This is a genomic window from Mycobacterium sp., from assembly GCF_047975165.1.
In the GTDB taxonomy this organism is placed as follows: Bacteria; Actinomycetota; Actinomycetes; order Mycobacteriales; family Mycobacteriaceae; genus Mycobacterium.
In genome coordinates, this window is the sequence record NZ_JBKECZ010000023.1 from 1 (window position 1) to 23,897 (window position 23,897).

Sequence of the window (23,897 nt, forward strand, 5' to 3'; positions counted from 1 at the left end):
CCCTGCCCCCTGCCCCACCCCCCCGGCCTCGGCCCCGGCCGCCGCCCGCCGCCCGCCGCCCGCCGCCGAGCGTGAATGTGCAGTCACGCTGCCTGCCGAGGGTACCTGTGGAGTCACGCTCGGCGGGGATGCGGCGGGGTACCGCTCGGCGGGGATGCGGCGGGGTACCGCACGGCGGTGGCCGCGAGCACGAAGGTGCAGTCGTGGTGAAGTGACGTTGCGCGGAAGGCATGGCACCCTGCCGCCATGGAAGAGCCGTTCATAGGTAGTGAGGCAGTTGCGGTGGGAGCGGCATCACATAGCCAATTGCGTCGCCGGTACCGCCGACTGTTCCCTGACGTATACGTCGGCAAGGTTCCCGATGCGACCCCGGAAGACTTGGCGAAAGCGGCCTGGTTGTGGTCGCGCCGCCGCGGTATAGTCGCCGGCTTTTCCGCGTGCGCGCTCCTCGGCAGCAAGTGGGTGGACAGCACGCAGCCCGTTGAACTGCTCTATGGCAACCGTAATCATCCTGCGGGCCTGCATGTTCACGGCGACAGGCTGGAAGACGACGAGGTCCAGATCATCGCCGGAATATTGGTCACCACGCCGGCGAGAACGGCACTTGACCTCGCGTGCTGGTATCCGACGTTGACGGCGGTTCCGGCGATAGACGCCGTGGCAGGAGCTTGCGAGGTGAAAATGCATGAGGTCGAGACGCTCGCGCAACGATGTCGCGGACGCCGCGGCATCAGGCGTGCGCGGACGTCGTTGGATCTTGTCGATCCAGGGGCGCAGTCGCCAAAGGAGAGTTGGCTTCGGGTGATCCTGGTGCGGGCTGGTTTTCCGCGCCCGCAGACACAGATTCCTGTCTGCGATGAATTCGGTGAAGTGTTCGCCTATCTCGACATGGGCTGGGACGACGTGAAACTGGCGGTCGAGTATGACGGTGAACAACATCGTACTGATCGGCGGCAATACAGGTGGGACGTTCGCCGGAAGGAAATGGTCGAGCGTCAGGGCTGGGTGCTAGTCCGAGTGGTTGCCGGCGATGAGCCTGCAGAGATCGTTCGGCGTGTCAGATCGGCCTGGTCCCGCCGAACCTGACTGCCGCGGCCCCTGCCGAGCGTGACTGCACAGTCACGTTCGGCGTCGAGTGTGACTGTGGTGTCACGCTCGGCGGGGTGGGGGGGCTGTGGGGTGGGGGGGCTGTGGGGTGGGGGGCTGGCGAGTGTGACTGTGGTGTCACGTTCGGTGGCGAGTGTGACTGTGGTGTCACGCTCGGCGTGCCGGGCCGGGGTGGGGGGCGACAGCCAACAGCCAACCGTCAGGCCGGGACGAGTTCGACGCCGGCTAGTACCACCGCGTTGCCGCGCGCGGGCGCGACGACCCCCGCCACGAACCGGCCGTCTTCTCGCCACACGTTGACCGTGAGCATTTCCCCGGGGAATGCCACCCCGGCGAAGCGGGCACCGTAGCCGCGCACCGCGCCGGCATCCCCGTCCAGCACCGCGTCGGTGATGGCCTTGCAGGTCATGCCGTAGGTGCATAGCCCGTGCAGGATCGGTCGGGGAAATCCTGCGGCAGCAGCGAATTCCGGGTCGGAGTGCAACGGGTTGCGGTCCCCGCACAAACGGTACAGCAGTGCCTGCTGGGGCAGCAGCGGCATCGAGAGCTCCAGGTTCGGGGCGCGGTCAGGCGCGGAGTCCGAACCCGACGGGCCGCGATCACCCCCGAAGCCGCCCTCGCCGCGGGCGAAAATCGACCGGCGTTGGGTCCACAGCAGGGTCCCGTCGGGCGCGGTCGCGGTGGTCTCGCTCCAGATCACCGCCGCCTTGCCTTTGTCCCAGATGTCGGTGAACCGGGTGACCGCGGTCGCCGAACCCGAAGCAGCCAGTGGCGCAGGCACTTCCACCCGCTCGCTGGCGTGCAGCACCTTGGCCAGCTCGATGTCGATGCCGGGGAACTGCACGGTGGGCGCGTCGGTCATGTGAAATGAGGCCGCGACGTTGCCGAAGGTCGGCAATACCTGAGGGGTGCCGTCGGCAAGATAGCGCAGCTCGCGAGGATTCATGGGATCTGATCCCGCCCCCAGGCCCAAATGGTAGAGCTGGACGTCGGTACTGGTCCAGGAGAATTCGACCGGTTGCAACTCCGCAGCCAGTGCGACGTCGACGTCGATCGGCATGTCAGGCCTCCCCGGCAATATGCAGTGCGGCCAAATACCCGAACGTCATGGCGGGCCCGATGGTGCCGCCGGGTCCCGGATAGGTGTGGCCCATCACCGGGGCGCTGACATTTCCCGCTGCGTACAGGCCCTCGATAATGCTGCCGTCGTCGCGCAGGGCGCGCCCATGGATATCGGTGCGGATGCCGCCCTTGGTGCCCAGATCGCCGGGCACCATCTTGGCGGCGTAGTACGGGGCATGGGTGATCTCGCCCAGATTTGGATTGGGTGTATTGGTCGGGTCGCCATAGTATTTGTCGTAGGCGCTCTCGCCGCGGTGGAAGTCTTCGTCAACACCCGACCGGGCAAATCCGTTGAAACGCGCTACGGTCCTGGCGAATTCCGCGGCCGGTAGGCCGGCTTTGCCGGCCAGCTCGTCAATGGTGTCGGCTTGGATTATTACGCCGGATTCCATCCATTTTCGTGGGATGCGCTGTCCAGCTTGTAATCCCGCGAATATGTATCGGTTGCGGTACTGCTGGTCGAACACCAGCCATGCGGGAATATTCTCCCCGGGACCCGGCCCTTGCCCGAATTGTCCGCCATACATGTGGTGTACCGCCTCCACATACGGCATCGATTCGTTCATGAACCGTTTGCCCGACATATTGACTATGATCGAGCCGGGTGAGTTGCGTTCCGACAGAGCGAACCAGGGTGCACCCTCCAGGGGCACCGTCGGACCCCACCAGGAATCTTCCATCAGATCCAGTGCGGCACCGACGTTTTCACCAGCAGTGATGCCGTCCCCGGTGTTGGCCTTGGCACCCACTGTCCATTCGGTGGTGATGGGGGCCCGCTGATATTTGACGCGCATCTGCTCATTGTGTTCGAACCCGCCCGAGGCCAGGATCACGCCGCGGCGGGCCAGGATCAGGTGTTGTTCGCCGAGGTGTGGGCCATCGACGTCGCGTACGTGGATACCGCGGACCACGCCCTCTTCGACGAACAGGTCGGTCAGCGCGGTGTTGAGGACGACGGGAACTCCCGCTCGCTGCAAGCCGATTCGCAACGGCCCGATCAGTGCACGTCCCATGCCGACCAGATTTTTGCCGGTCGTCTTGGCCCACATGGTGCGGGCGCCGACCTTCAGGCTCCGCAGTACTCCGCGCGGGTGTCTCTTCAACATGTTGAGGCGAACGTAATCCTGTTGCATGACGACTACATTCATGGGGACTTTGCCGTATGCCGGCTCCAGCCCGGCTTCGTGGATACCGAGCTTGCGGGCGTTGAACGGTTTGGGTTCGATGGAACGCCCCCCTGCCCGACCGCCGGGAGCTTCGGGGTAGTAGTCGGAGTAGTCCGGCACCCAGCACATCTTCAGCGGTGTGTGCTCCAGGACGAAGGACAACATCTCGGGTCCGCGCTGCAGGTAGGTGTCAATCCGCTCGGGTTCGACACCGCTGACCGACGAGTCGCCGACGATGCCGTGCAGGTAGGTGCGGGCGGCTTCGGGGGTGTCCTCGACGCCGGCGCGTTCGAGGACCTCGTTGTTGGGGATCCAGACGCCGCCACCGGAGCGCGCGGTCGAACCGCCGTAGTGTGGCGCTTTTTCGATGACTACTGTCGAGAGACCGCGATGTGCGGCGGCCAGGGCTGCGACCATGCCGGCGCCGCCGCTTCCGACGACGACGACGTCGTACTCCTGTGCTGGCATGTAGAACACGTTATAGAATTGCTTGGGTCGGGCGCTACCGGCCCGGTCACAAGCGCGAAGGGAATTCGGTAAATGCTCGCTGGTGCGACCCGTGACGAGCTGGCCGCGAACCTGGCGCACGCCGAACGAAACGGTGTGGCCATGGCACCGCTGACGGCTGCGCATCCCGAGATCGACGTCGTCGACGCCTACCAGATCCAGCTGACCAACATCGGTCGGCGGGTGGCCGGCGGCGCCCGGGTGGTCGGCCACAAGGTGGGCCTGTCGTCGAAGGTGATGCAGCAGATGATGGGGGTCGACGAACCGGACTACGGGCATTTGCTCGACGAGATGGAACTCTTCGAGCAGACACCGGTCAAGACGGCCAGGTACCTGCTGCCGCGGGTCGAGGTCGAGGTGGGTTTCATCCTGGGCGCGGACCTGCCAGGCGCCGGTTGCACCGAAGCCGATGTGCTGGCCGCCACCGAAGCCGTCGCCCCGGCCATCGAGTTGATCGACACCAGGATCGAGGACTGGAAGATCGCGCTGTGCGACACCATCGCCGACAACGCGTCCTCGGCGGGTTACGTGCTGGGCGCTGCACGAGTGGCGCCGGCCGACATCGATATCACGGCAATCGACGCGAAGCTGACCCGCAACGGGGAGGTGATCGCGCAGGGCCGCAGCGATGCGGTGCTGGGCAATCCGGCCACCGCGGTGGCCTGGCTGGCCCGGAAGGTGGATAGCTTCGGAGTGCGGTTGAACAAGGGCGACATCGTGCTGCCGGGTTCGTGCACGGTTGCCGTCGACGCACGTGCGGGCGACGAGTTCGTTGCGGATTTCGCCGGGCTGGGCACGGTCCGCTTGTCTTTTGAATAGCCGAACCCGTGACCGCGAGCGAAGCGGGTCGCGACGAAGGAAGCAGGGAGCGTTCATATGCCGGCCAAGGCGAGTGTTGCCATCGTCGGATCGGGCAATATCAGCACCGATCTGCTCTACAAACTGCTGCGGTCGGACTGGCTCGAACCGCGTTGGATGGTGGGTATCGACCCCGAAAGCGAAGGCCTGGCGCGGGCCCGCAAGCTGGGCTTGGAAACCACTCACGAGGGTGTCGACTGGCTGCTGGCGCAGCCGGAGAAACCGGATCTGGTGTTCGAGGCGACCAGCGCCTACGTGCACCGGGCGGCCGCGCCCAAGTACGAGTCCGCGGGCATCCGCGCGATCGACCTCACCCCGGCCGCGGTGGGGCCGGCGGTGATCCCGCCGGCGAACCTGCATGCCCATCTCGACGCCCCGAACGTCAATATGATCACCTGCGGGGGGCAGGCGACGATCCCGATCGTGTACGCCGTCAGCCGTGCATTGGCCGATCACGGCGGATTGCCCTACGCGGAGATCGTCGCCTCTGTCGCGTCGGTTTCCGCCGGGCCGGGCACCCGGGCGAATATCGACGAGTTCACCAAGACCACCTCGCGCGGCGTGGAGACCATCGGAGGCGCCGAGAGGGGCAAGGCGATCATCATCCTGAATCCGGCCGACCCGCCGATGATCATGCGCGACACCATCTTCTGCGCTATTCCCGAGGATGCAGACCGCGACGCGATCGCCACGTCGATTCGTGATGTGGTGGCGCAGGTCCAGACCTACGTGCCGGGCTACCGGTTGCTCAACGATCCGCAGTTCGACGAACCGTCGGTGGTCAATGGCGGCAACCACGTCGTCACCACCTTCGTCGAGGTCGAGGGGGCCGGCGACTATCTGCCCCCGTACGCCGGCAATCTGGACATCATGACCGCGGCGGCCACCAAAGTGGGCGAGGAGATTGCCAAAGAGGTGCTCGCGGTGACGGGAGGCGCGCGATGACAGGACACATCTTCGAAGGGGTGTGGGACGTCCGGATCACCGACACCTCGCTGCGCGACGGGTCGCACCACAAACGCCACCAGTTCACCAAGGACGAAGTCCGCGCCATCGTGACCGCGTTGGACGCCGCCGGGGTTCCGGTCATCGAGGTGACACACGGCGACGGACTAGGCGGATCGTCGTTCAACTACGGCTTCTCCAAGACTCCGGAGCAGGAACTGATCACCCTTGCCGCCCAGACGGTGACCGACGCCAAGATCGCCTTCCTGATGCTGCCCGGCGTCGGCACCAAGGAGGACATCAAGCAGGCGCAGGACAACGGCGGATCTATTTGCCGCATTGCCACTCACTGCACCGAGGCCGACGTCTCCATCCAGCATTTCGGACTTGCCCGCGACCTCGGCCTGGAGACCGTCGGGTTCCTGATGATGGCCCACACGATTGCGCCGGAGAAGCTGGCGGCCCAGGCTCGGATCATGGCCGACGCCGGATGCCAGTGTGTCTACGTGGTCGACTCCGCTGGTGCGCTGGTGCTCGACGGCGTCGCCGACCGGGTGTCCGCGCTGGTCGCCGAACTCGGTGAGGACGCCCAGGTCGGCTTCCACGGGCATGAGAACCTTGGGCTCGGGGTGGCGAACTCGGTGGAGGCGGTGCGTGCGGGCGCCAAGCAGATCGACGGCAGCGTGCGCCGGTTCGGCGCTGGAGCCGGAAATGCGCCGGTCGAAGCGTTGATCGGAGTCTTCGACAAGATCGGGGTCAAGACCGGCATCGACTTCTTCGACATCGCCGACGCCGCCGAGGACGTGGTGCGCCCCGCCATGCCGGCCGAATGCCTGCTGGACCGCAACGCGCTGATCATGGGGTACTCCGGGGTCTACTCCAGCTTCCTCAAGCACGCTGTCCGCCAGGGCGAGCGCTATGGCGTTCCGGCACACGAGCTGTTGCACCGTGCCGGGCAGCGCAAACTCATCGGCGGGCAGGAAGATCAGTTGATCGACATCGCCCTGGAGATCAAGCGCGAGCAGGAGATGTCATCCTAGGATTTCTCCGTGCATCCACGGGGCGCCCGACTGATTCATGTGGATGGCGGGGTGAGTGGGCTTCGTGCGCCGGCCCAAGACTCCACGGGTGGAATTGTTTGCGTTTGACGGAAAACAGGAACACGTTCTACCGTCGAAGCCGTGGCTGATCCCCCTTGTTCGGAACCCCTGATCGAGGCGATCGCGGAGGCCGAGCGGCTGGTCGCTGCGGCCCCGCACATCGAAACCGAAGCCGATTTGCTCGAAGGCCTGCAGTACCTGGCCGGCTGTGTCGCCGGCTGCATGCACCTGGCGTTCGACTACGAACGTGACCATCCGTTCCTGCAGTCGGGCACCGGGCCGTTCACCAAGATGGGCCTGGACAACCCCGACACCCTCTATTTCGGCACCCGTGTGCAGGCCGACCGGGACTACGTCGTCTCGGGCGTGCGGGGTACCACCACCGACCTGAGTTTCCAGCTCCTCGGCGGCGAGTACACCGACGACAACGTGCCGGTCAGCCAGGTGGCGTTCGACGACCGGGAACTGGACATTGCCGCGGACGGCAGTTTCGCGTGGAGGGCGCGCCCGGCAAGTCCGGGGCAGCTGGTCATTCGCGAGGTGTACGGGGACTGGGCAGCGCGGCGCGGGACGGTGACTATTGCCCGTCTGGACACAGCCGGTACCGCACCGCCGCCATTGACCCGCCCGATGATCGAAAAACGTTATGCCACCGCGGGTAAGCAACTGGTGAATCGTGTCAAGACGTGGCTGCAATTCCCGCAGTGGTTCTATCTGAACATCCCGGTCAACAGCATGGTGGCGCCTCGGCTCACACCCGGAGGGCTGGCCACCCAGTATTCTTCGGCGGGTCACTTCGAGTTGTCGCCGGACCAGGCCCTGGTGATCACGGTACCGGTCAGCGATGCGCCCTACCTCGGATTTCAGCTGGGCAGTATGTGGTACATCTCGCTGGACTACATCAACCATCAAACCTCGTTGAACAACGCTCAGGCACAGCAGGATCCAGATGGAAAGGTTCGCATCGTCGTCAGCGACCAGAACCCGGGCGTGACGAACTGGGTTGAAACCCTGGGGCACCGACGTGGCTTCCTGCAATTCCGCTGGCAGCGGGTGTCCGGGCCGCTGTCGGCCGAAAATCGACCGATTGTCGAACGCGTGGACGTGGAATCGGTACGGGCCGCACTGCCGTATTTCGAACACAACAGGATTTCCGACGACGGCTGGCGAGAGCGGATCGCACTGCGCCAGAACCAAATTGCGGCAAGGATGTTGGGATGACCCGATTGCTGGACGGGAAAGTCGTGGTGATCAGCGGTGTGGGGCCCGGCCTGGGTTCGACCCTGGCGCGGCGCTGCGCCACCGAAGGCGCCAGCCTGGTGCTTGCGGCCCGCAGTGCCGACCGGCTGGAAGCGGTCGCCGAGCAGGTTCGAGATCTGGGGAGCAAGGCGGTGGCAGTGCCCACCGACATCACCGACGACGATCAAGTGGCCAACTTGGTCGACACCGCGCTGCGGGAATATCGCGCGGTCGATGTACTGATCAACAACGCATTTCGGGTGCCATCGATGAAGCCACTGGCTGGCACCACCTTTCAGCACATCCGCGATGCCATCGAACTCAGCGCCCTGGGTGCACTACGTCTCATCCAGGGCTTCACTCCCGCTCTGGCGGAATCGAACGGATCCGTCGTCAACGTCAATTCGATGGTGATTCGGCATTCCCAGGCCAAGTACGGGGCCTACAAAATGGCGAAGTCAGCACTGCTGGCGATGTCGCAGTCGTTGGCGACCGAACTGGGGGAAAAGGGCATCAGAGTCAATTCCGTCGCACCTGGCTATATCTGGGGTGACACGCTGCAGGGCTACTTCGAGCATCAAGCGGGCAAATACGGCACTACGGCCGAACAGATCTATCGGGCGACCGCGGCCACCTCCGACTTGAAGCGACTGCCGACCGAAGACGAAGTGGCATCGGCGATTCTGTTCCTGGCCGGCGATTTGTCCAGCGGTATCACTGGCCAGACGCTGGATGTCAATTGCGGGGAGTACCACGCGTGAGCCGCCCTACGGGTCTTCGCGAAAATGACTATGAGCAAATGAATTTGCTGTGCGATGGGGAGAGGGAACTGTGACCGCTGAACGGACTGATGTCGGAACAGTCGACGACCTGCACGCCTCGGCGACCAAGTTGACCGGGCTCGATGATTTCGGCTCCGACGACGACGATTACCGCGAGGCGCTGGGGGTGCTGCTGGACTCCTACCGGAGCGAGGCTGACCTGACAGTGTTGGGCAGCAAGATGAATCGGTTTTTTCTTCGCGGCGCGCTGGTGGGCAGGCTGCTGTCCGAATCGTCCTGGAAGCGATTCCCGGCTCATTCGGACGTCGCCATCGAACGGCCCATCTTCGTGACCGGACTGGTGCGCACCGGGACGACTGCGCTGCACCGGTTGCTGGGTGCCGACCCGGCGCACCAGGGCCTGCACATGTGGCTGGCCGAGTTTCCGCAACCACGCCCGCCGCGCGACGCCTGGGAATCCAACCCGCTCTACCGGCAACTCGATGCCCAGTTCACCCAGCATCACGCGGACAATCCGGGCTATACCGGGTTGCATTTCATGGCGGCCTACGAACTCGAGGAATGCTGGCAACTGCTGCGGCAGTCGCTGCATTCGGTTTCCTATGAGACGCTGGCCCACCTTCCGGGCTATGCGAAGTGGTTGTCACGGCAGGACTGGACGCCGACCTATCAGCGGCACCGACGGAACCTGCAGTTGATCGGTCTCAACGACACCGACAAGAGGTGGGTGCTGAAGAACCCGAGTCACCTCTTCGCGCTGGATGCGTTGATGGCGACCTATCCCGACGCACTGGTGATTCAGACCCATCGTCCGGTGGAGACGATCATGGCTTCGATGTGCTCCCTGGCACAGCACACCGCACAGGGATGGTCGACCACGTTCGACGGAAAGCGGATCGGCGCCGACTCGAGGGAAACCTGGTCGCGTGGCCTGGAGAGGTTCAACACCGCGCGCGCCCGCTACGATCCGGCGCAGTTCTTCGACGTCGACTACCGGGATCTGATAGCCGACCCGATGGGGACGGTGACCGGCATCTACCGGCACTTCGGATTGACGTTGACCGACCAGGCGCGCCAAGCGATGCAAGCCGGCCACGCCGAGAGCCAGAGCGGTGCGCGGGCTCCGAAACACCGGTATTCACTGGAGGACTACGGGCTGACCGTCGAGGAAGTCAAAGAGCGGTTCGCAGGACTGTGACCACGCGGTGGCCGGCCGGTTCGCCTCGGCTTCAGCCGGCGACGTCTCGCTGGAGGATACCTTCTGCCACCGCGTGCTCGATGCTGTCGGACAGCCGCGGGCAGGTCCTGGTTCGGGCGGTATCGCCGCCGGCCGAGCGGATTTCGGTGAAGTGTGCGCAACCCCGGGATGCAGCGCCGTTCCATTGCACCGCGGTGTAGCCCGGTCCTCCCAGCCTGACCGCGACGGTGACGTGGCAGAACCGGCAGTCGACCGGGTTCAGGCCCGCGGTCAAATAGTGTTCGCGGTCGGCTCGGCTGGCCGCGGCCACGGCTGCGGCCCGTTGCGGGTCATTGGTGAAATCCCGCGACTTGGCCCAGGTTCCGGTGTGCTCTGCGTCTGCCGGCGCCTCGTCGTGATCATGATGTGCACCGTGCAGCATCAACATCGACCGGGCCAGCCGATCCACGTCGGGAACAGCCGGTTGATCGTCGGGCATTGTTCTCAGTGCTGCTCGACGGGGACTTCGCCGGAAACCGCGGTGATTTCGCGGGATTTGAGGTTTTCGGCCACCTCGGCGTTCCAGAACTCGTTCGCCCGGGTGGTGTCCACCTCCATCTCGAAGCGTTCGACCATCTCCGGTTGGACGTCGGCGACGTCGACGTAGAACTGCTGGTACCAGCGGCGCATCTGATACACGGCGCCGTCCTCCTCGACCAGTAGCGGATTGTCGATTCGAGTCTTGTGACGCCAGATTTCGACGTCCTGCAGAAAGCCCTTGCTCACGCCTTCGGTGAACACTCTGGAAAGCTTGTCGCCCATCTTCGGATCCAGGCCCTTGGGCTTTTCGACGATGACGCCCCACTGCAGCATGAATGAGTCCTGGGTGACCGGATAGTGGCAGTTGATCAGGATCGACTCGGACTTGAAGCTGCCGTAGGTGTTGTGCAGCCAGTTGATCATGAACGACGGCCCGAAGTAGGAGGCCTCCGAATCTAGTTGGGCCTCACCGTAGGACGTGCCGAGGTCATCGATGTCGGGCCGCCCCACATTGTGCAGGTACTGGGATGCGATGTGCCCTTCGAAGACGTTCTTGAAGTACGTCGGCAATCCGAAATGGATGTAGAAGAAGTGCGCCATGTCGGTGACGTTGTCGACGATGTCGCGGCAGTTGGAGCCCTCGATGAGCAGGCTGTTCCACCGCCACTCGGTCCATTCGCCGGTATGGACCTCGGGGATGTCGGGGATCCGGACGGCGGGGTCCGGGGGGTTGCCCTCGTGGTCGTGCCAGACGAACAGCAGGCCGCCCCGCACGTCGGTGGTCCAAGCCTTGGTGCGGGCCGTTTTGGGGGTGCGCTTTGCGTAGGGCACCAGTTTGCAGCGGCCGTCCCCGCCCCAGCGCCAGTCGTGGAACGGGCAGGCCACTTCGTCGCCCTTGATCGTGCCCTCCGAGAGGTCACCGCCCATGTGCCGGCAGTAGCCGTCGAGAACCTTGAGGTCGCCGTGGGAGTCGGCGAAGACCACCAGCTTGGTGCCGAAGGCGTGGACCGAATGGGGCTTTCCGTCCCGGAAATCCTTGGCGACGCCCAGACAGTGCCAGCCGCGGGCGTAGCGGGTCGGCAGTGCGCCGGTGTCGATTTCCCGGACGCCGGCCTCGCGTGCTTGAGTGCTCACCCTTTCACCTCCAGATAACGGGTCTCTAACTAGAACACGTTACAGTTTTGGGCCGGGAGAGCGCAACGCTGCCGGTTCCACCCGCATTCTGCTGCGGTATATGTAGACGATGCCGATCTTCTCTTTCGAGGGCCGCTCGCCCAAGGTCGATCCCACCGCATTCGTGGCCCCGACGGCCACCCTGATCGGTGACGTCACCGTCGAGGCGGGGGCCTCCGTCTGGTACAACACCGTGCTACGTGGCGATTATGCGCCGATCGTGGTGCGAGAGGGGGCCAACGTACAGGACGGATCGGTGCTGCACGCCCCGCCGGGCATTCCCGTCGACATCGGTCCGGGGGCCACGGTGGCGCACCTGTGTGTCATCCACGGCGCACATATCGGTTCCGAGGCGCTGATCGCCAACCACGCGAGCGTGCTGGACGGGGCCGTGATCGGGGAGCGATGCCTGGTGGCGGCGGGATCGACGGTCGTCGGCGGGACACAGATTCCGGCGGGAATGCTGGTCACCGGCGCACCGGCAAAGGTCAAGGGGCCCATCGAGGGTACCGGCGCCGAGATGTGGGTCAACGTCAATCCGCAGGCCTACCGGGACCTGGCGCAGCGACACCTGGAAGGGGTGGATTCCGTAGACTGAGCCGCCCGCGACGACGGGTCGCGGGTCAGCCGTTTTGCCAACCCGAGTGGATGTAGGTGTCGGCGAAGCGTTTCAACGAGTCCTGCTTCTTGTCCAGTGGCGCGTCGAATCCCAGCCCGTCGAACACCCAGGGAATGGTGATGTAGTCGGTCACGCCGATCTCGGCGAGCTCCCGGTGGCCGTCGACCCCGAACTTGTCGATACACACCGCCTGAAACTCGAAAGGCACATTCGCGCGGTTGTTTTCGACCAGAAGTCCGTTGATTCGCCCAATTGTCTCCGCCAGTTGCGCGTGGGTCATCATGGCGCTGGTCCAACCGTCGGCGATACGCGCCGCGCGGCGCAACGCCACATCGGTGTGGCCGCCGACGTAGAACGGGACGGGCTTGCTGGGCGCAGGGCTCATTTGTAACCGGTCGAAATCGAAGAACTCTCCGTGAAATTCGACCATACCCCCGGCCAGCACCAATTTCATGACGTCGATCATCTCGTCGACACGCTTTCCCCGACGACTGAATGGAACACCGCACCATTCGAACTCCTCTGGAGCCCAGCCAATTCCAACACCAAATCCGAACCTGTTGTTGGTCAGATTCGCCACCGAACCGACCTGGCGCGCCAGTAGCAGCGGATTCCGAGACCCCAGCTTCATCACGTTGGTGTAGAAGCGCAGCGTGGAGGTGACAGCGCCCATGGCGCCGGCCAGGATCAACGGGTCCACCCAGGGGGTTTCCTCGTCGAACATCCGCTTGCCGTCGGCGGTGTAGGGGTAGTCGACCGACTGTTTCTCGAAATAGAAGATCGAATCCGGCAGCGCGATGGCATCGAACCCGACGTCCTCCGCCGTCCTGGCGAGTTCGGTCAACTGGTCGATCTGACCCATGGCAATACTGAGGGTGTATTTCATCCCACGGCCTTCCTGGGTTTGTCGGATCCGACAACCCACATGGAAAAGTACTGCGCCCCGCCACCGTAGGCGTGGCCCAGGGCCTTTCGTGCGTCGGGTACTTGGTGATCGCCGCCTTTGCCCATCACTTGGATCGCGGCCTCGGCGAAACGGATCAGACCGGAGGCGCCGATCGGGTTCGACGACAGCACCCCGCCAGACGGATTGACCGGCAGCCGCCCACCGATCGCCGTCTCACCGGACTCCGTGAGCTGCCAGCCCTCGCCCTCGGGCGCAAAACCCAGACTCTCCAGCCACATCGGCTCGAACCAGGAGAACGGGACGTAGATCTCCGCGGCGTCGATCTCGTCGATCGGGTTGGTGATTCCGGCGGCCGCCCACAGCGCAGCGGCGGCATCGCGGCTGGCCTGTGGATTGACCTGATCGCGGCCGGCGAATTGCAGCGGTTCGGTGCGCAATGCGGTCGCATGCACCCAGGCAACGGGATGTCCCTGCGTCACACGGGTATCGGCGGACCCCTCGTCCCCGATGACGACGGCGGCGGCACCGTCGGAGGACGGGCAGGTCTCGTCGTAGCGGATGGGATCCCACAGCATCGGGGATTTCATTACCTTCTCGACGGTGATGTCGGGTTGATGCAGGTGCGCCAGCGGGTTACGCGCTCCGTTGAGTCGATCCTTGACCGCAACCAGGGCGCCGATGTGGTCAGGTGCGCCGGAGCGGCGGATGTAGGACCGGATGTGCGGGGCGAAATATCCGCCGGCGCCCGCGCCGACAGGTTTGATGAACGGAATGGGAATCGACAATGCCCACATGGCATTCGACTCCGACTGCGTCTCCCACGCCACCGCCAAGACACGCCGGTACTTGCCGGACTGCACGAGGCTGGCGGCGACCACCGCCGTGGAGCCTCCGACCGAACCGGCGGTGTGCACCCGGATCAGCGGCTTGCCGGTCGCGCCCATCGCATCGGCCATGAACAACTCCGGCATCATGACGCCCTCGAAGAAGTCGGGTGCCTTGCCGACGACGACGGCGTCGATATCGTCGAAGGTGGAACCGGAGTCCACCAGCGCGCGGTCGATGGCCTCGCGTACCAGGCCATTCATCGAGACGTCCTTGCGTTTGGCGACATACTTGGTCTGTCCGGTGCCGAGTACCGCGGCCAGACGTGCTCCCGGGCCGGCCATCAGTTCGTCCCTTCCATGACCGCGACCAGATTCTGTTGCAATGCGGGCCCGCTGGTGGCGTGTGCCAGTACACGACCTGCAGAACCGTCCCAAATATGTTGTGCGGCAAATCCGATACGTTCCAAACCGGCGGCAAACATCGGGTTTGCCGACAGCGCGCCCCCGGACGGATTGATCCTGCTCGCCCCGGGAATCCCCATGGCCTCGACAAGGATCAGGTGTTGATGGGTGAACGGGGCGTGAATTTCGGCGACGTCGATACTGTCGGTGCTGCCGGCCGTGGCGGCTTGGGTGGCGGCGCCGGTCGACGGTGAGGCGGTGAGGTCGCGGGCGCCGAACACGCCGGTCTCGATGCGGTGTTCGATTCCCGTTATCCAGGCGGGGTTTTCGTGTAGTTCGCGAGCGCGGTCACCGCCAGCGAGTACGATCGCCGCGGCTCCGTCGGTGATCGGTGCGATGTCGTGGCGGCGCAGCGGATCGGCGAAGAACGGACGTTGGAGCAGGTCGTCGAGACCGGCCGGAGGTTCGACGGAATCGACCCGAGGTGAATTCGCGAATGCGTCCAATGCCACCTGTGCCATCTGCTCAAAGGTCCAAGTCGACGAATCCAACCCGAGGCGCGCCTGCAAACCCGCTATCGACACCGAGTCCGGCCACAGCGGCGCCACGGTGTAAGGGTCGGTTTGTCGCGACAATATCTGTCGCAGGTTCCCGGCCGAGGACTTGCCGAAACCGTAGACCAGCGCGGTGTCGACCTCGCCGGTGAGGATCTTGATGTAGGCCTCGTAGAGGGCCCAGGCCGCATCCATTTCCACATGCGACTCGTTGATCGGCGGAATCGCCCCGATCGAATCGATCGCCGATATGAAGGAAAATGCCCGTCCGGCAAGGTAATCCGATGACCCCGAGCACCAGAACCCAATGTCGGTGGTGGTGATGCCGAGATTCTCGTAGATCTGAGCGAAGCACGGCATCAGCATCTCGACGCCGTTGGTGGTGCCGTCGGTGCGGCGAACATGCGGGGCGTGGGCAAAGCCGACTACCGCGACATTGCGATCACTCATGTGTGGATGCGTCCTAGAGGTGGTGTTTGTAGGTGTCGTAGTCGGCGTCCGGTTCGCCGGTCGGCCGGAAGTACTCGATGTTGTCGATGCCGAATCCCCACTCCTCGCGGGGTTTCCACACCGCCTCGACTCGCATTCCCATTCGCACGTCGTGTGCGTCGATGTCGGCGACCAGGTGCAGGAAGGGGATGTCGGCGCCGTCCAGGAGGACGTAGGCGGCGACATACGGCGGCTTGATGCGTTGGCCCGGGAACGGAATGTTGATGATCGCGAACGTCGTCACCGTGCCCTTGTCCGGAAGTTCGACGAAATCGGTTGTCGGCAGGCCGGTCGCCGGGTCTGCGCCGTGCGGCGGGAAATACACCTTGCCGGTCTGGCCGGTCTTCGCGCCGATCAGTTTGCCCTCGGCGATGGCGCGCAGGTAGGCGCTCTCCTCATGCGACGCGGTGTGCTGGATGGTCAGTGACACCGGTGTGACGATGAAGGTGATCGGGTCCTGGTCGCCGGCCGGCGCCGGTGCGTCTTCGGCGTCCTCGCCCAGGGCGAAGTAGGCGATGTCGGTGATCGCACCCACCGTTTCTCCGGCCCAGTGCACGTGGACCCGACTGCCGGTCTCGATGGCGTCGGCCGAACCCGCGTCCACCGCGTGGATCAGTGGTGTGTCGGCGCCGTCGAGCTTGATCAGCGCCCAGGCGAACGGACGGTCCAGCGGCTGGCCGATCAGCGGTTCGGGCTGCCAGGTCCAGGACACCACGGTGCCGACGCCGGACACCGGTACCATTTCGCTCAGCGGTTCGTAGGTGACCGGATCGTATTCCGCGGGCGGAACATGCACCCGGCCGTCGGAACCCCGTACCCCCAGCACGCGGCGGTTGCGCAAGGCGGTGAAGAATTCGCCGAGGGTGGGGCCCACCGAACGGGTGTAGTCGAAGGACAACGTCAACGGTGCACAGAGAGGGGAGTCCGGGTGATCGATCTGCGTCGGGCCGCTGGAACTGACTGTCACACCTTCGAGTAGAACAGGTTCTAAGAATCGTTTCAAGGAGGCGGCTATGAAGCTCGGACTGCAACTGGGCTATTGGGGTGCGGAGTGCCCGGAGAACCACGCGGAGCTGGTGGCCGCCGCCGAGGAGGCCGGATTCGATTCGGTGTTCACCGCCGAGGCGTGGGGATCGGACGCCTATACGCCGCTGGCGTGGTGGGGTTCGGCAACGCGGCGGGTGCGGCTGGGCACGTCGGTGGTGCAACTGTCCGCCCGCACTCCGACCGCCTGTGCGATGGCGGCGCTGACGCTGGACCATTTGTCGGGTGGCCGTCACATCCTGGGTCTGGGTGTTTCCGGCCCGCAAGTGGTCGAGGGCTGGTACGGTCAGCGCTTTCCCAAACCGCTGGCGCGCACCCGGGAGTACATCGACATCGTTCGCCAGGTATGGGCCCGGGAGAAGCCGGTGACCAGTGCAGGTCCGCATTATCCGTTGCCGCTGAAGGGGTCTGAGACCACCGGCCTGGGAAAGGCGCTCAAACCGATCACCCATCCGTTGCGGGCCGACATCCCGATCATGCTGGGTGCCGAAGGCCCGAAGAATGTCGCGCTGGCAGCGGAGATCTGCGACGGCTGGCTGCCGATCTTCTACTCGCCGCGGATGGCCACGATGTACAACGAGTGGCTCGACGAGGGTTTTGCCCGGCCCGGCGCGCGGCGCACCCGTGCGGATTTCGAGATCTGCGCGACCGCGCAGATCGTCGTCACCGAGGATCGCACCGCGGCGTTCGAGGGGATCAAACCGTTCCTGGCGCTCTACATGGGCGGTATGGGCGCCGAGGACACCAACTTCCACGCTGAGGTGTACCGCAGGATGGGCTACGCCGAGGTGGTCGACGAGGTCACCAGGTTGTTCCGGTCCGACCGCAAGGACGAGGCCGCCAAGGTGATTCCGGACGAACTCGTCGACGACGCGATGATCGTCGGAGACCTGGACCATGTCCGAAAGCAGGTAGCGGACTGGGAGGCCTCCGGGGTCACCATGATGGTAGTGGCCGCACGTAGCGCTGAGCAGGTCCGCGACCTTGCGGCGTTGATCTGAGCTCCGCCATCGACGATGTTGCGACTGTGTTGGAACACGTTCTAGATTGGCCCAATGGGGATGGACTCAGACGGTGCGCGCGTCGCCGAAAGACATCTCCACATTGGCTGCCGACTGCGTCAGCACCGCCCGTTTGGGCAGGCCCAACGATGCCAGCTCCCGCGCGTAGGGGTGGTCGCCAAGCCGCATTCGCGCACCGCCGAGCCGGGTGCGGACGCCGGAGGTGGTCATCTGCGAGGAAATCTCGCGGGTTACGCCATCCAGATGCGAGTAGGTGGTCAGGTTCTGCGCCCGCTGCGCCGGCTGCGGCAGGCCGGGGCTGAATTCGATCCCGGCAATCAGCCGACCGTCGGCGCTGACGTCGAAGTCGAACTTGCGACCTTCACGAACGTTGAAGTCCGCCATGATCTTCGGGTAGCCCCAGATGGTGCGCCCGGCCTCCAGGGTGAACTCCTGGTCGACGGGCAGGTGATGGATGAAGGTGGCGGCCTCGGAGAGCCCGCGCAGGGCGCGAATGCCGCGGTAGGTCTGGCCGGGCCGGTTCACCAGGAACGCTGTGCCGTATTCGTGGTACCTGCCCAGGTCGCCGTCGATGTAGCGCACCAGCAACTGCATCAGCATGGCGCGGCCGGGGAGGTACTCGATTACCCGCAGGCCGCTGTAGTCGATGAGCCGCTGTGCTGCTTTGGCGGGAACGGAGAACATCGCGGCATGCTGATCGGCTTTCCGGATGCGAACCGGCATCGTCAGCACGGTTCCGGCGACGGTGTGTTGCGATACAGACATGGAGCCCACCGTAATGGGCTCGAAGCGCGAGACTGGAGGCGGTAAATGACTTCGACAATCCCGGACACGATCCTCGACATGGAGCTGACCGACGGCGTTTTCTATGCCGACAGGAAGCGGGCCCGGGAGGCCTATCGCTGGATGCGCGCCAATCAGCCGATCTTCCGGGACCGCAACGGTTTGGCGGGAGCGGCCACCCATCAGGCGATCCTGGACGCCGAGCGAAATCCGGAGCTGTTCTCCAGCGCCGGTGGCATCCGTCCCGATCACCCCGCGATGCCCTACATGATCGACATGGACGATCCCGCACATCTGTTGCGGCGCAAGCTCGTCAACGCCGGCTTCACCCGCAAGCGGGTCAAGGACAAGGAAGCCGCGCTCGATGAATTGTGCGACACGCTCATCGATGCGGTGTGCGAGCGTGGCGAATGCGACTTCGTGCGCGACATCGCGGCGCCCCTGCCGATGGCGGTGATCGGCGACATGCTGGGGGTCCGGCCCGAGGAGCGCGGGACCCTTCTGCAGTGGTCCGACGATCTGGTCTGCGGGCTGAGTTCGAGCATTGACCCGGAATCGGATGAGTTCAAAAGGGTGATGGCAGCCTTCGGCGGGTATTCGGCCTACACCATGGACATGATCGGCAAACGGCGCGCGGAACCGACCGACGACCTGTTCTCCATTCTGATCAACGCCGAAGTCGAAGGCCGGCGGATGTCCGACGATGAGATCGTGATGGAGACGCTGCTCATCCTGATCGGCGGGGACGAGACCACTCGCCACACGCTCAGCGGCGGCACCGAGCAGTTGCTGCGGCACCGCGATCAGTGGTCGGCGCTGGCGAGCGATCCGTCATTGCTGCCGGGCGCCATCGAGGAGATGCTGCGCTGGACGTCACCGGTGAAGAACATGTGCAGGACGCTGACCGCCGACACCGATTTCCACGGTACGTCGCTGCGCGAGGGCGAGAAGATCCTGTTGCTGTTCGAGTCGGCGAATTTCGACGAGTCAGTGTTCGATCAGCCGGAGAACTTCGATATCCGGCGAAACCCGAACAGCCACCTGGCATTTGGATTCGGTACGCATTTCTGCATGGGGAATCAGCTGGCCCGTCTCGAATTGTCGATGATGACGTCACGGGTGCTCAAGCGGCTGCCGGACCTGCGGCTGGCCGATGAGTCGGCGCTGCCGTTGCGGCCGGCGAACTTCGTGTCCGGGCTGGAGTCGATGCCGGTGGTGTTCACGCCGACCGCGCCGGTGCTGAGCTGACGGCTGCCGGCTGACGGCTGCCCTCGCCTGGCCCAGGCTTCGGCCAGTCTGCCCAGGATGCCGCCGAGCGTATCGACGGAGGTGACCCTGATGACGATCCAACCGAGGTCGGCGGTCAGCGTCTCGTAGCGGGCGATGTCCTTGTTGAACACCCTGCGGGTGGTCCGATGGTGGTCGCCCTCGTATTCGAGTGCGAGTTTGAGCTGTTCCCAACCCATGTCGACGATGCCCACCAGTTCGCGGTAGGGGCCGTGGACCCGGATCTGGGTTTGCGGGGGCGGATACCCGGCCGCGACGACGAGCAATCGTAGCCAGGTCTCCCGCGGCGATTCGGCCCCGGCGTCGACGAGGGTGAGGGTATGGCGGGCGCGCCTGATGTTCCGATGCCCTTTGTGGCGATCGGCGACCGCTTGGATGTCGGCGGTGTTCAGCCTGGTGGCGCGGGCGAGGGCGTCGATGGTCGCCACAGCCCTTTCGGCGGGATAGCGGCTGGCGAGATCGAAGGCGGTTCCGGCCGGCGTGGTTACCCGTGCGCCGCGGATCAGTCGGACCTCCTCGGGCAGGACACGATCCGACCAGGTGGTGATATTGGACGGCGGCCGACGGTGGTTGTAGAGCAATTGCGCTGGTTGGCCGGGATCCACCCACTTGGCGCCGTGCAGGGCTGCTGCGGACTGCCCAGCGACAACTCCGCGCCGCTTCGACCACAGCCACGCGGCGTAGGCGCGCCGCGTCGCGGTGAGCTCGGTGCCGACGGGGATGTAGACGTCACGATGGATCGCTTGGTAGCGGCTTCGGAGCTGGTGGTGGGTCAGCGCGCCGGACGCGAGCGCCTCGCTGCCGACGAATGGGTCCGTCATGGGTTGAAGTCTGGCGCGGCGGGGGGTCCGGCGGCCGGGCTGGGCGCGGCTACCGGTTTCGGAACTGGGGCTTGCGCTTCTCGGCGAAGGCGCGCGGGCCCTCCTTGGAGTCCTCGGACAGGAACACCGGGATGCCGTTGGCGGTGTCGGGTTTGAACGCTTCGTTCTCGTGCATCCCCTCGGTTTCGCGGATGGTCTTCAGGATCGCCTGCACGGCCAGCGGCCCGTTGTCGCAGATGATCTCCGCGATCTCGAGTGCCTTGGCCAGCGCTTGACCGTCCTCGACGACGTGCCCGATCAGCCCCATCTCCCTGGCCTCGGCGGCGCTGATGTGTCGTCCGGTCAGCAGCAGGTCACACGCCACGGTGTAGGGAATCTGGCGGACCAGCCGAACCGCCGAGCCGCCCATCGGATACAGGCTCCACTTGGCTTCGGAGATGCCGAACTTGGCACTCTCACCGGCGACCCTGATGTCGGTGCCCTGCAGGATCTCGGTGCCGCCGGCGATCGCGGGTCCTTCGACTGCCGCGATTAGGGGTTTGGTGAGTCGCCGTCCTTTGAGCAGGGCATCGATGCGTGACGGGTCGTAGCTGCCATCCTTGAAGGAGTCGCCGGGGGGCTTGGCGGTCGCGGTTTTGAGGTCCATGCCGGCGCAGAAGTAGCCACCCGCGCCGGTGAGGATGCAGCACCGGATGTCGGGATCGTTGTCGACGCGGTCCCACGCCTCGACCATGATCCGCATCATCTCGGAGCTCAGGGCGTTGCGACGGTGCGGACGGTTCATCGTCACGATCAGCGTGTGGCCGCGCTGCTCGACCAGTGCATCAGGACCGGATTCGTTTGCTGGCGTATCGGTCACCGGCACCGCCTTTCGCGCTACTTCGGGCATCAGCTTGTCAAGAAATGTAACACGTTCTAATTTGGTGGCCGTGGCCTTGAACATTGCTGACCTTGCCGAGCACGCCATCGATGCGGTGCCCGACCGTGTAGCCCTGATCTGCGGTGATGAGCAGATGACCTACGCCCAATTGGAAGACGACGCCAACCGCCTCGCGCACTACCTCATCGACCACGGCGTGCGAAAAGGCGACAAGGTGGGCCTGTACTGCCGCAACCGCATCGAGATCGTGGTTGCGATGCTGGGCATCGTCAAGGCGGGCGCGATCCTGGTCAACGTCAACTTCCGCTATGTCGAGGGCGAACTGCGCTACCTGTTCGAAAACTCCGACATGGTGGCCCTGGTCCATGAGCGGCAGTACTCCGACCGGGTCGCCAACGTGCTGCCGGAGACTCCCGCGGTCAAGACGGTCCTGGTTGTCGAGGACGGCAGCGACAACGACTATCGGCGCTACAGGGGAGTGGAGTTCCGCTCCGCGATCGCCGGCTGCTCGACCGAGCGCGATTTCGGCAACCTCTCCGGAGAACGTAGCCCCGACGACGTGTACCTCCTCTACACCGGGGGCACCACGGGATTCCCGAAAGGTGTGATGTGGCGCCACGAGGACATCTACCGCGTGCTGTTCGGTGGAACCAACTTCGCCACAGGTGAATTCGTCGAGGGCGAGTACGACTTGGCCAAGGCGGCCGCCGAGAATCCGCCGATGGTCCGCTACCCGATCCCGCCGATGATCCACGGCGCCACCCAGTCGGCGACCTGGATGTCGTTGTTCTCGGGTCAAACCACCGTGCTGGCCCCGGAGTTCAATGCCGACGAGGTGTGGCGCTCGATCCACCGGCACAAGGTGAACCTGTTGTTCTTCACCGGAGACGCGATGGCGCGGCCGCTGCTCGATGCGCTGGTGGCCCACCAGTCGGCGGCAGACGACTACGATCTGTCATCGCTGTTCCTCCTCGCCAGCACCGCGGCGCTGTTCTCGCCGAGCCTCAAGGAGAAACTCCTGGAGTTGCTGCCGAACCGGGTCATCACCGACTCGATCGGTTCCTCGGAGACGGGTTTCGGCGGGACCAGCATTGTCGCGAAGGATTCGCCACACAGCGGCGGCCCGCGGGTGAGCATCGACCACCGCACCGTGGTGCTCGACGATGACGGCAACGAGGTCAAGCCCGGCTCCGGGGTGCGCGGCTTCCTCGCCAAGAAGGGCAACATTCCGCTCGGCTACTACAAGGATGAGAAGAAGACCGCCGAAACGTTCAAGACCATCAACGGCGTGCGCTACGCCATCCCCGGGGATTACGCGCTGGTCGAACAGGACGGCACCGTCACCATGCTCGGCCGCGGCTCGGTGTCGATCAACAGCGGCGGCGAAAAGATCTACCCCGAAGAGGTGGAGGCGGCGCTGAAAGGGCACCCCGACGTCTTCGACGCCCTGGTGGTCGGAGTGCCTGACCCGCGTTACGGCCAGCATGTGGCTGCCGTGGTGCAGCCGAGGGCGGGCACCCGCCCGCCGCTGACGGAACTCGACGGCTTCATCCGGTCGGAAATCGCGGGATACAAAGTGCCGCGGAGTCTTTGGTTCGTCGACGAGGTGAAGCGCTCGCCCGCCGGCAAGCCGGATTATCGCTGGGCCAAAGAGCAGACCGAGGCCCGCGCAGCCGACGACGTGCACGCGAGTCACCTGGCACGCTAATGCGCACGTAGCGCCGTGACCGACTTCGTCAAGGCCCACCCCGATGCGCCTATCGGTTACTTCGCATGGGAAGCGGCGGGGTTGCGATGGCTCGATGGTGTCGACGGCGGTGTGCCCTGCGCGCCGGTGATCGCATTCGATGCGACGAGCCTGACCCTGCGGCGTCTTGGATCGGTGTCGCCGAGCCCCGAGGCAGCCAGGGAATTCGGCAGCCGGCTGGCCATCACCCACGGCGTGGGTGCACAGGCGTTCGGCGCCGGGCCCGCCGGATGGGACGAACCGGGCTTCTTCGGACCGCTTTCGCGGCCGCTGCCGATGTCGCTGCGCACCCACTCCCGCTGGGGTTCCTTCTACGCCGAGGAGCGTTTGTCGCCGATGGCGGAGCTGGCCGGGCCCCGACTCGACGGTTCGACCCGCGCCGTCGTCGACGTCGTGGTGGCGCGGTGCTGCGCGGGAGACTTCGACGACGACGATCCGCCGGCCCGGCTGCACGGGGATCGGTGGAGCGGCAACGTGCTGTGGACGCCCGACGGGGTGGTGTTGATCGATCCCGCGGCGCACGGCGGTCACAGAGAGACCGACCTGGCGATGCTGGCGTTGTTCGGCTGCCCGCATTACGAGTCGATTCTCGCCGGCTACCAACGGGTGCGCCCGCTGCAACCCGGCTGGCGTGAGCGCATCGCATTGCACCAGCTCTTCCCGCTGCTGGCGCACGTCGCACTATTCGGTGGCGGGTACGCGCGCTGGACGGATTCGGCCGCCCGTGCGGCGTTGCGGGCGTAGTTGCGCCGGGATGCCGCCGTGGGCCGCGATCGATTCGACCGAGCCATGTCGCCGA

Annotated in this window: 22 protein-coding genes and 1 pseudogene; 12 read left to right on the plus strand and 11 right to left on the minus strand. The window is 65.0% G+C overall.

Features of this window, described 5'->3' with window-relative positions:
- Window positions 1-246: 246 nt before the first annotated feature.
- Window positions 247-1,086, plus strand: coding sequence for a hypothetical protein (locus ACK5M9_RS01165; protein ID WP_416891377.1), 840 nt, complete (start codon window positions 247-249; stop codon window positions 1,084-1,086).
- 220 nt (window positions 1,087-1,306) lie between these two features.
- On the opposite strand, the gene ACK5M9_RS01170 is transcribed toward ACK5M9_RS01165, so the two are convergent.
- Both ACK5M9_RS01170 and kstD read right to left on the minus strand, forming a co-directional pair.
- Window positions 1,307-2,167 carry a MaoC/PaaZ C-terminal domain-containing protein gene (locus ACK5M9_RS01170; protein WP_416891378.1) on the minus strand — a complete coding sequence of 287 codons (861 nt, stop codon included), beginning with the start codon at window positions 2,165-2,167 and terminating at the stop codon, window positions 1,307-1,309.
- 1 nt (window position 2,168) lies between these two features.
- Complete coding sequence (gene kstD / locus ACK5M9_RS01175; protein ID WP_416891379.1) at window positions 2,169-3,863, minus strand: 3-oxosteroid 1-dehydrogenase; 1,695 nt, start codon at window positions 3,861-3,863, stop codon at window positions 2,169-2,171.
- Between the two features lie 72 nt (window positions 3,864-3,935).
- On the opposite strand from kstD, the gene ACK5M9_RS01180 reads away from it, so the two are divergent.
- From ACK5M9_RS01180 to ACK5M9_RS01205, 6 genes are all read left to right on the plus strand, one after another.
- A complete protein-coding gene (locus tag ACK5M9_RS01180; RefSeq protein ID WP_416891380.1) occupies window positions 3,936-4,721 on the plus strand; it encodes a 2-keto-4-pentenoate hydratase in 786 nt (261 codons plus the stop codon).
- 57 nt (window positions 4,722-4,778) lie between these two features.
- On the plus strand, window positions 4,779-5,705 hold the full coding sequence (locus ACK5M9_RS01185; protein ID WP_416891381.1) for an acetaldehyde dehydrogenase (acetylating): 927 nt from the start codon (window positions 4,779-4,781) through the stop codon (window positions 5,703-5,705).
- Window positions 5,702-6,745 (plus strand): 4-hydroxy-2-oxovalerate aldolase, encoded by a 1,044-nt coding sequence (gene dmpG / locus ACK5M9_RS01190; protein ID WP_416891382.1) that lies wholly within the window; start codon window positions 5,702-5,704, stop codon window positions 6,743-6,745. The genes ACK5M9_RS01185 and dmpG overlap by 4 nt, the downstream gene beginning before the upstream one ends.
- Window positions 6,746-6,886: 141 nt before the next feature.
- A complete protein-coding gene (locus ACK5M9_RS01195) occupies window positions 6,887-8,026 on the plus strand; it encodes a hypothetical protein (protein ID WP_416891383.1) in 1,140 nt (379 codons plus the stop codon).
- Window positions 8,023-8,805 carry an SDR family oxidoreductase gene (locus tag ACK5M9_RS01200; RefSeq protein WP_416891384.1) on the plus strand — a complete coding sequence of 261 codons (783 nt, stop codon included), beginning with the start codon at window positions 8,023-8,025 and terminating at the stop codon, window positions 8,803-8,805. Before ACK5M9_RS01195 ends, ACK5M9_RS01200 begins: the two co-directional genes overlap by 4 nt.
- A 70-nt stretch (window positions 8,806-8,875) precedes the next feature.
- Window positions 8,876-10,024, plus strand: coding sequence for a sulfotransferase family protein (locus tag ACK5M9_RS01205; protein ID WP_416891385.1), 1,149 nt, complete (start codon window positions 8,876-8,878; stop codon window positions 10,022-10,024).
- Window positions 10,025-10,055: 31 nt separating this feature from the next.
- Here the strand turns inward: ACK5M9_RS01205 and ACK5M9_RS01210 are convergent, their stop codons facing one another.
- Window positions 10,056-10,502, minus strand: coding sequence for a hypothetical protein (locus tag ACK5M9_RS01210; RefSeq protein ID WP_416891386.1), 447 nt, complete (start codon window positions 10,500-10,502; stop codon window positions 10,056-10,058).
- Window positions 10,503-10,507: 5 nt separating this feature from the next.
- A complete protein-coding gene (locus ACK5M9_RS01215; RefSeq protein WP_416891387.1) occupies window positions 10,508-11,677 on the minus strand; it encodes a Rieske 2Fe-2S domain-containing protein in 1,170 nt (389 codons plus the stop codon).
- A 109-nt stretch (window positions 11,678-11,786) separates the two neighbouring features.
- Here ACK5M9_RS01215 and ACK5M9_RS01220 point away from each other — a divergent pair, with 109 nt between their 5' ends.
- Window positions 11,787-12,314 carry a gamma carbonic anhydrase family protein gene (locus ACK5M9_RS01220; RefSeq protein WP_416891388.1) on the plus strand — a complete coding sequence of 176 codons (528 nt, stop codon included), beginning with the start codon at window positions 11,787-11,789 and terminating at the stop codon, window positions 12,312-12,314.
- A gap of 25 nt (window positions 12,315-12,339) precedes the next feature.
- Here the strand turns inward: ACK5M9_RS01220 and ACK5M9_RS01225 are convergent, their stop codons facing one another.
- From ACK5M9_RS01225 to ACK5M9_RS01240, 4 genes are read right to left on the minus strand one after another with little or no spacing between them, the layout of a single operon-like run.
- On the minus strand, window positions 12,340-13,221 hold the full coding sequence (locus tag ACK5M9_RS01225) for a TIGR03619 family F420-dependent LLM class oxidoreductase (protein WP_416891389.1): 882 nt from the start codon (window positions 13,219-13,221) through the stop codon (window positions 12,340-12,342).
- Window positions 13,218-14,411, minus strand: coding sequence for a thiolase domain-containing protein (locus ACK5M9_RS01230; protein ID WP_416891390.1), 1,194 nt, complete (start codon window positions 14,409-14,411; stop codon window positions 13,218-13,220). The genes ACK5M9_RS01225 and ACK5M9_RS01230 overlap by 4 nt, the downstream gene beginning before the upstream one ends.
- Window positions 14,411-15,475, minus strand: coding sequence for a thiolase domain-containing protein (locus ACK5M9_RS01235; protein WP_416891391.1), 1,065 nt, complete (start codon window positions 15,473-15,475; stop codon window positions 14,411-14,413). The genes ACK5M9_RS01230 and ACK5M9_RS01235 overlap by 1 nt, the downstream gene beginning before the upstream one ends.
- 13 nt (window positions 15,476-15,488) lie before the next feature.
- On the minus strand, window positions 15,489-16,481 hold the full coding sequence (locus ACK5M9_RS01240; RefSeq protein WP_416891392.1) for a Zn-ribbon domain-containing OB-fold protein: 993 nt from the start codon (window positions 16,479-16,481) through the stop codon (window positions 15,489-15,491).
- A gap of 46 nt (window positions 16,482-16,527) precedes the next feature.
- Here ACK5M9_RS01240 and ACK5M9_RS01245 point away from each other — a divergent pair, with 46 nt between their 5' ends.
- A complete protein-coding gene (locus ACK5M9_RS01245; protein ID WP_416891393.1) occupies window positions 16,528-17,559 on the plus strand; it encodes an LLM class F420-dependent oxidoreductase in 1,032 nt (343 codons plus the stop codon).
- Window positions 17,560-17,625: 66 nt separating this feature from the next.
- Here ACK5M9_RS01245 and ACK5M9_RS01250 read toward each other — a convergent pair whose 3' ends face one another.
- Window positions 17,626-18,345 carry an acetoacetate decarboxylase family protein gene (locus ACK5M9_RS01250; RefSeq protein WP_416891394.1) on the minus strand — a complete coding sequence of 240 codons (720 nt, stop codon included), beginning with the start codon at window positions 18,343-18,345 and terminating at the stop codon, window positions 17,626-17,628.
- Between the two features lie 45 nt (window positions 18,346-18,390).
- On the opposite strand from ACK5M9_RS01250, the gene ACK5M9_RS01255 reads away from it, so the two are divergent.
- The gene (locus ACK5M9_RS01255) at window positions 18,391-19,611 is read left to right on the plus strand and encodes a cytochrome P450 (protein ID WP_416891395.1); all 1,221 of its coding nucleotides are present in this window, start codon (window positions 18,391-18,393) and stop codon (window positions 19,609-19,611) included.
- A gap of 23 nt (window positions 19,612-19,634) precedes the next feature.
- Here ACK5M9_RS01255 and ACK5M9_RS01260 read toward each other — a convergent pair.
- Window positions 19,635-20,471 (minus strand): annotated as a pseudogene (locus tag ACK5M9_RS01260) (hypothetical protein); the annotation flags it as partial.
- Between the two features lie 49 nt (window positions 20,472-20,520).
- The gene (locus ACK5M9_RS01265; protein ID WP_416891396.1) at window positions 20,521-21,360 is read right to left on the minus strand and encodes a crotonase/enoyl-CoA hydratase family protein; all 840 of its coding nucleotides are present in this window, start codon (window positions 21,358-21,360) and stop codon (window positions 20,521-20,523) included.
- Window positions 21,361-21,394: 34 nt separating this feature from the next.
- Here ACK5M9_RS01265 and ACK5M9_RS01270 point away from each other — a divergent pair, with 34 nt between their 5' ends.
- Together ACK5M9_RS01270 and ACK5M9_RS01275 are read left to right on the plus strand one after the other, a co-directional pair.
- Window positions 21,395-23,059 (plus strand): acyl-CoA synthetase, encoded by a 1,665-nt coding sequence (locus ACK5M9_RS01270; protein WP_416891397.1) that lies wholly within the window; start codon window positions 21,395-21,397, stop codon window positions 23,057-23,059.
- A 15-nt stretch (window positions 23,060-23,074) separates the two neighbouring features.
- Window positions 23,075-23,842 carry a fructosamine kinase family protein gene (locus ACK5M9_RS01275; RefSeq protein ID WP_416891398.1) on the plus strand — a complete coding sequence of 256 codons (768 nt, stop codon included), beginning with the start codon at window positions 23,075-23,077 and terminating at the stop codon, window positions 23,840-23,842.
- Window positions 23,843-23,897: the final 55 nt, after the last annotated feature.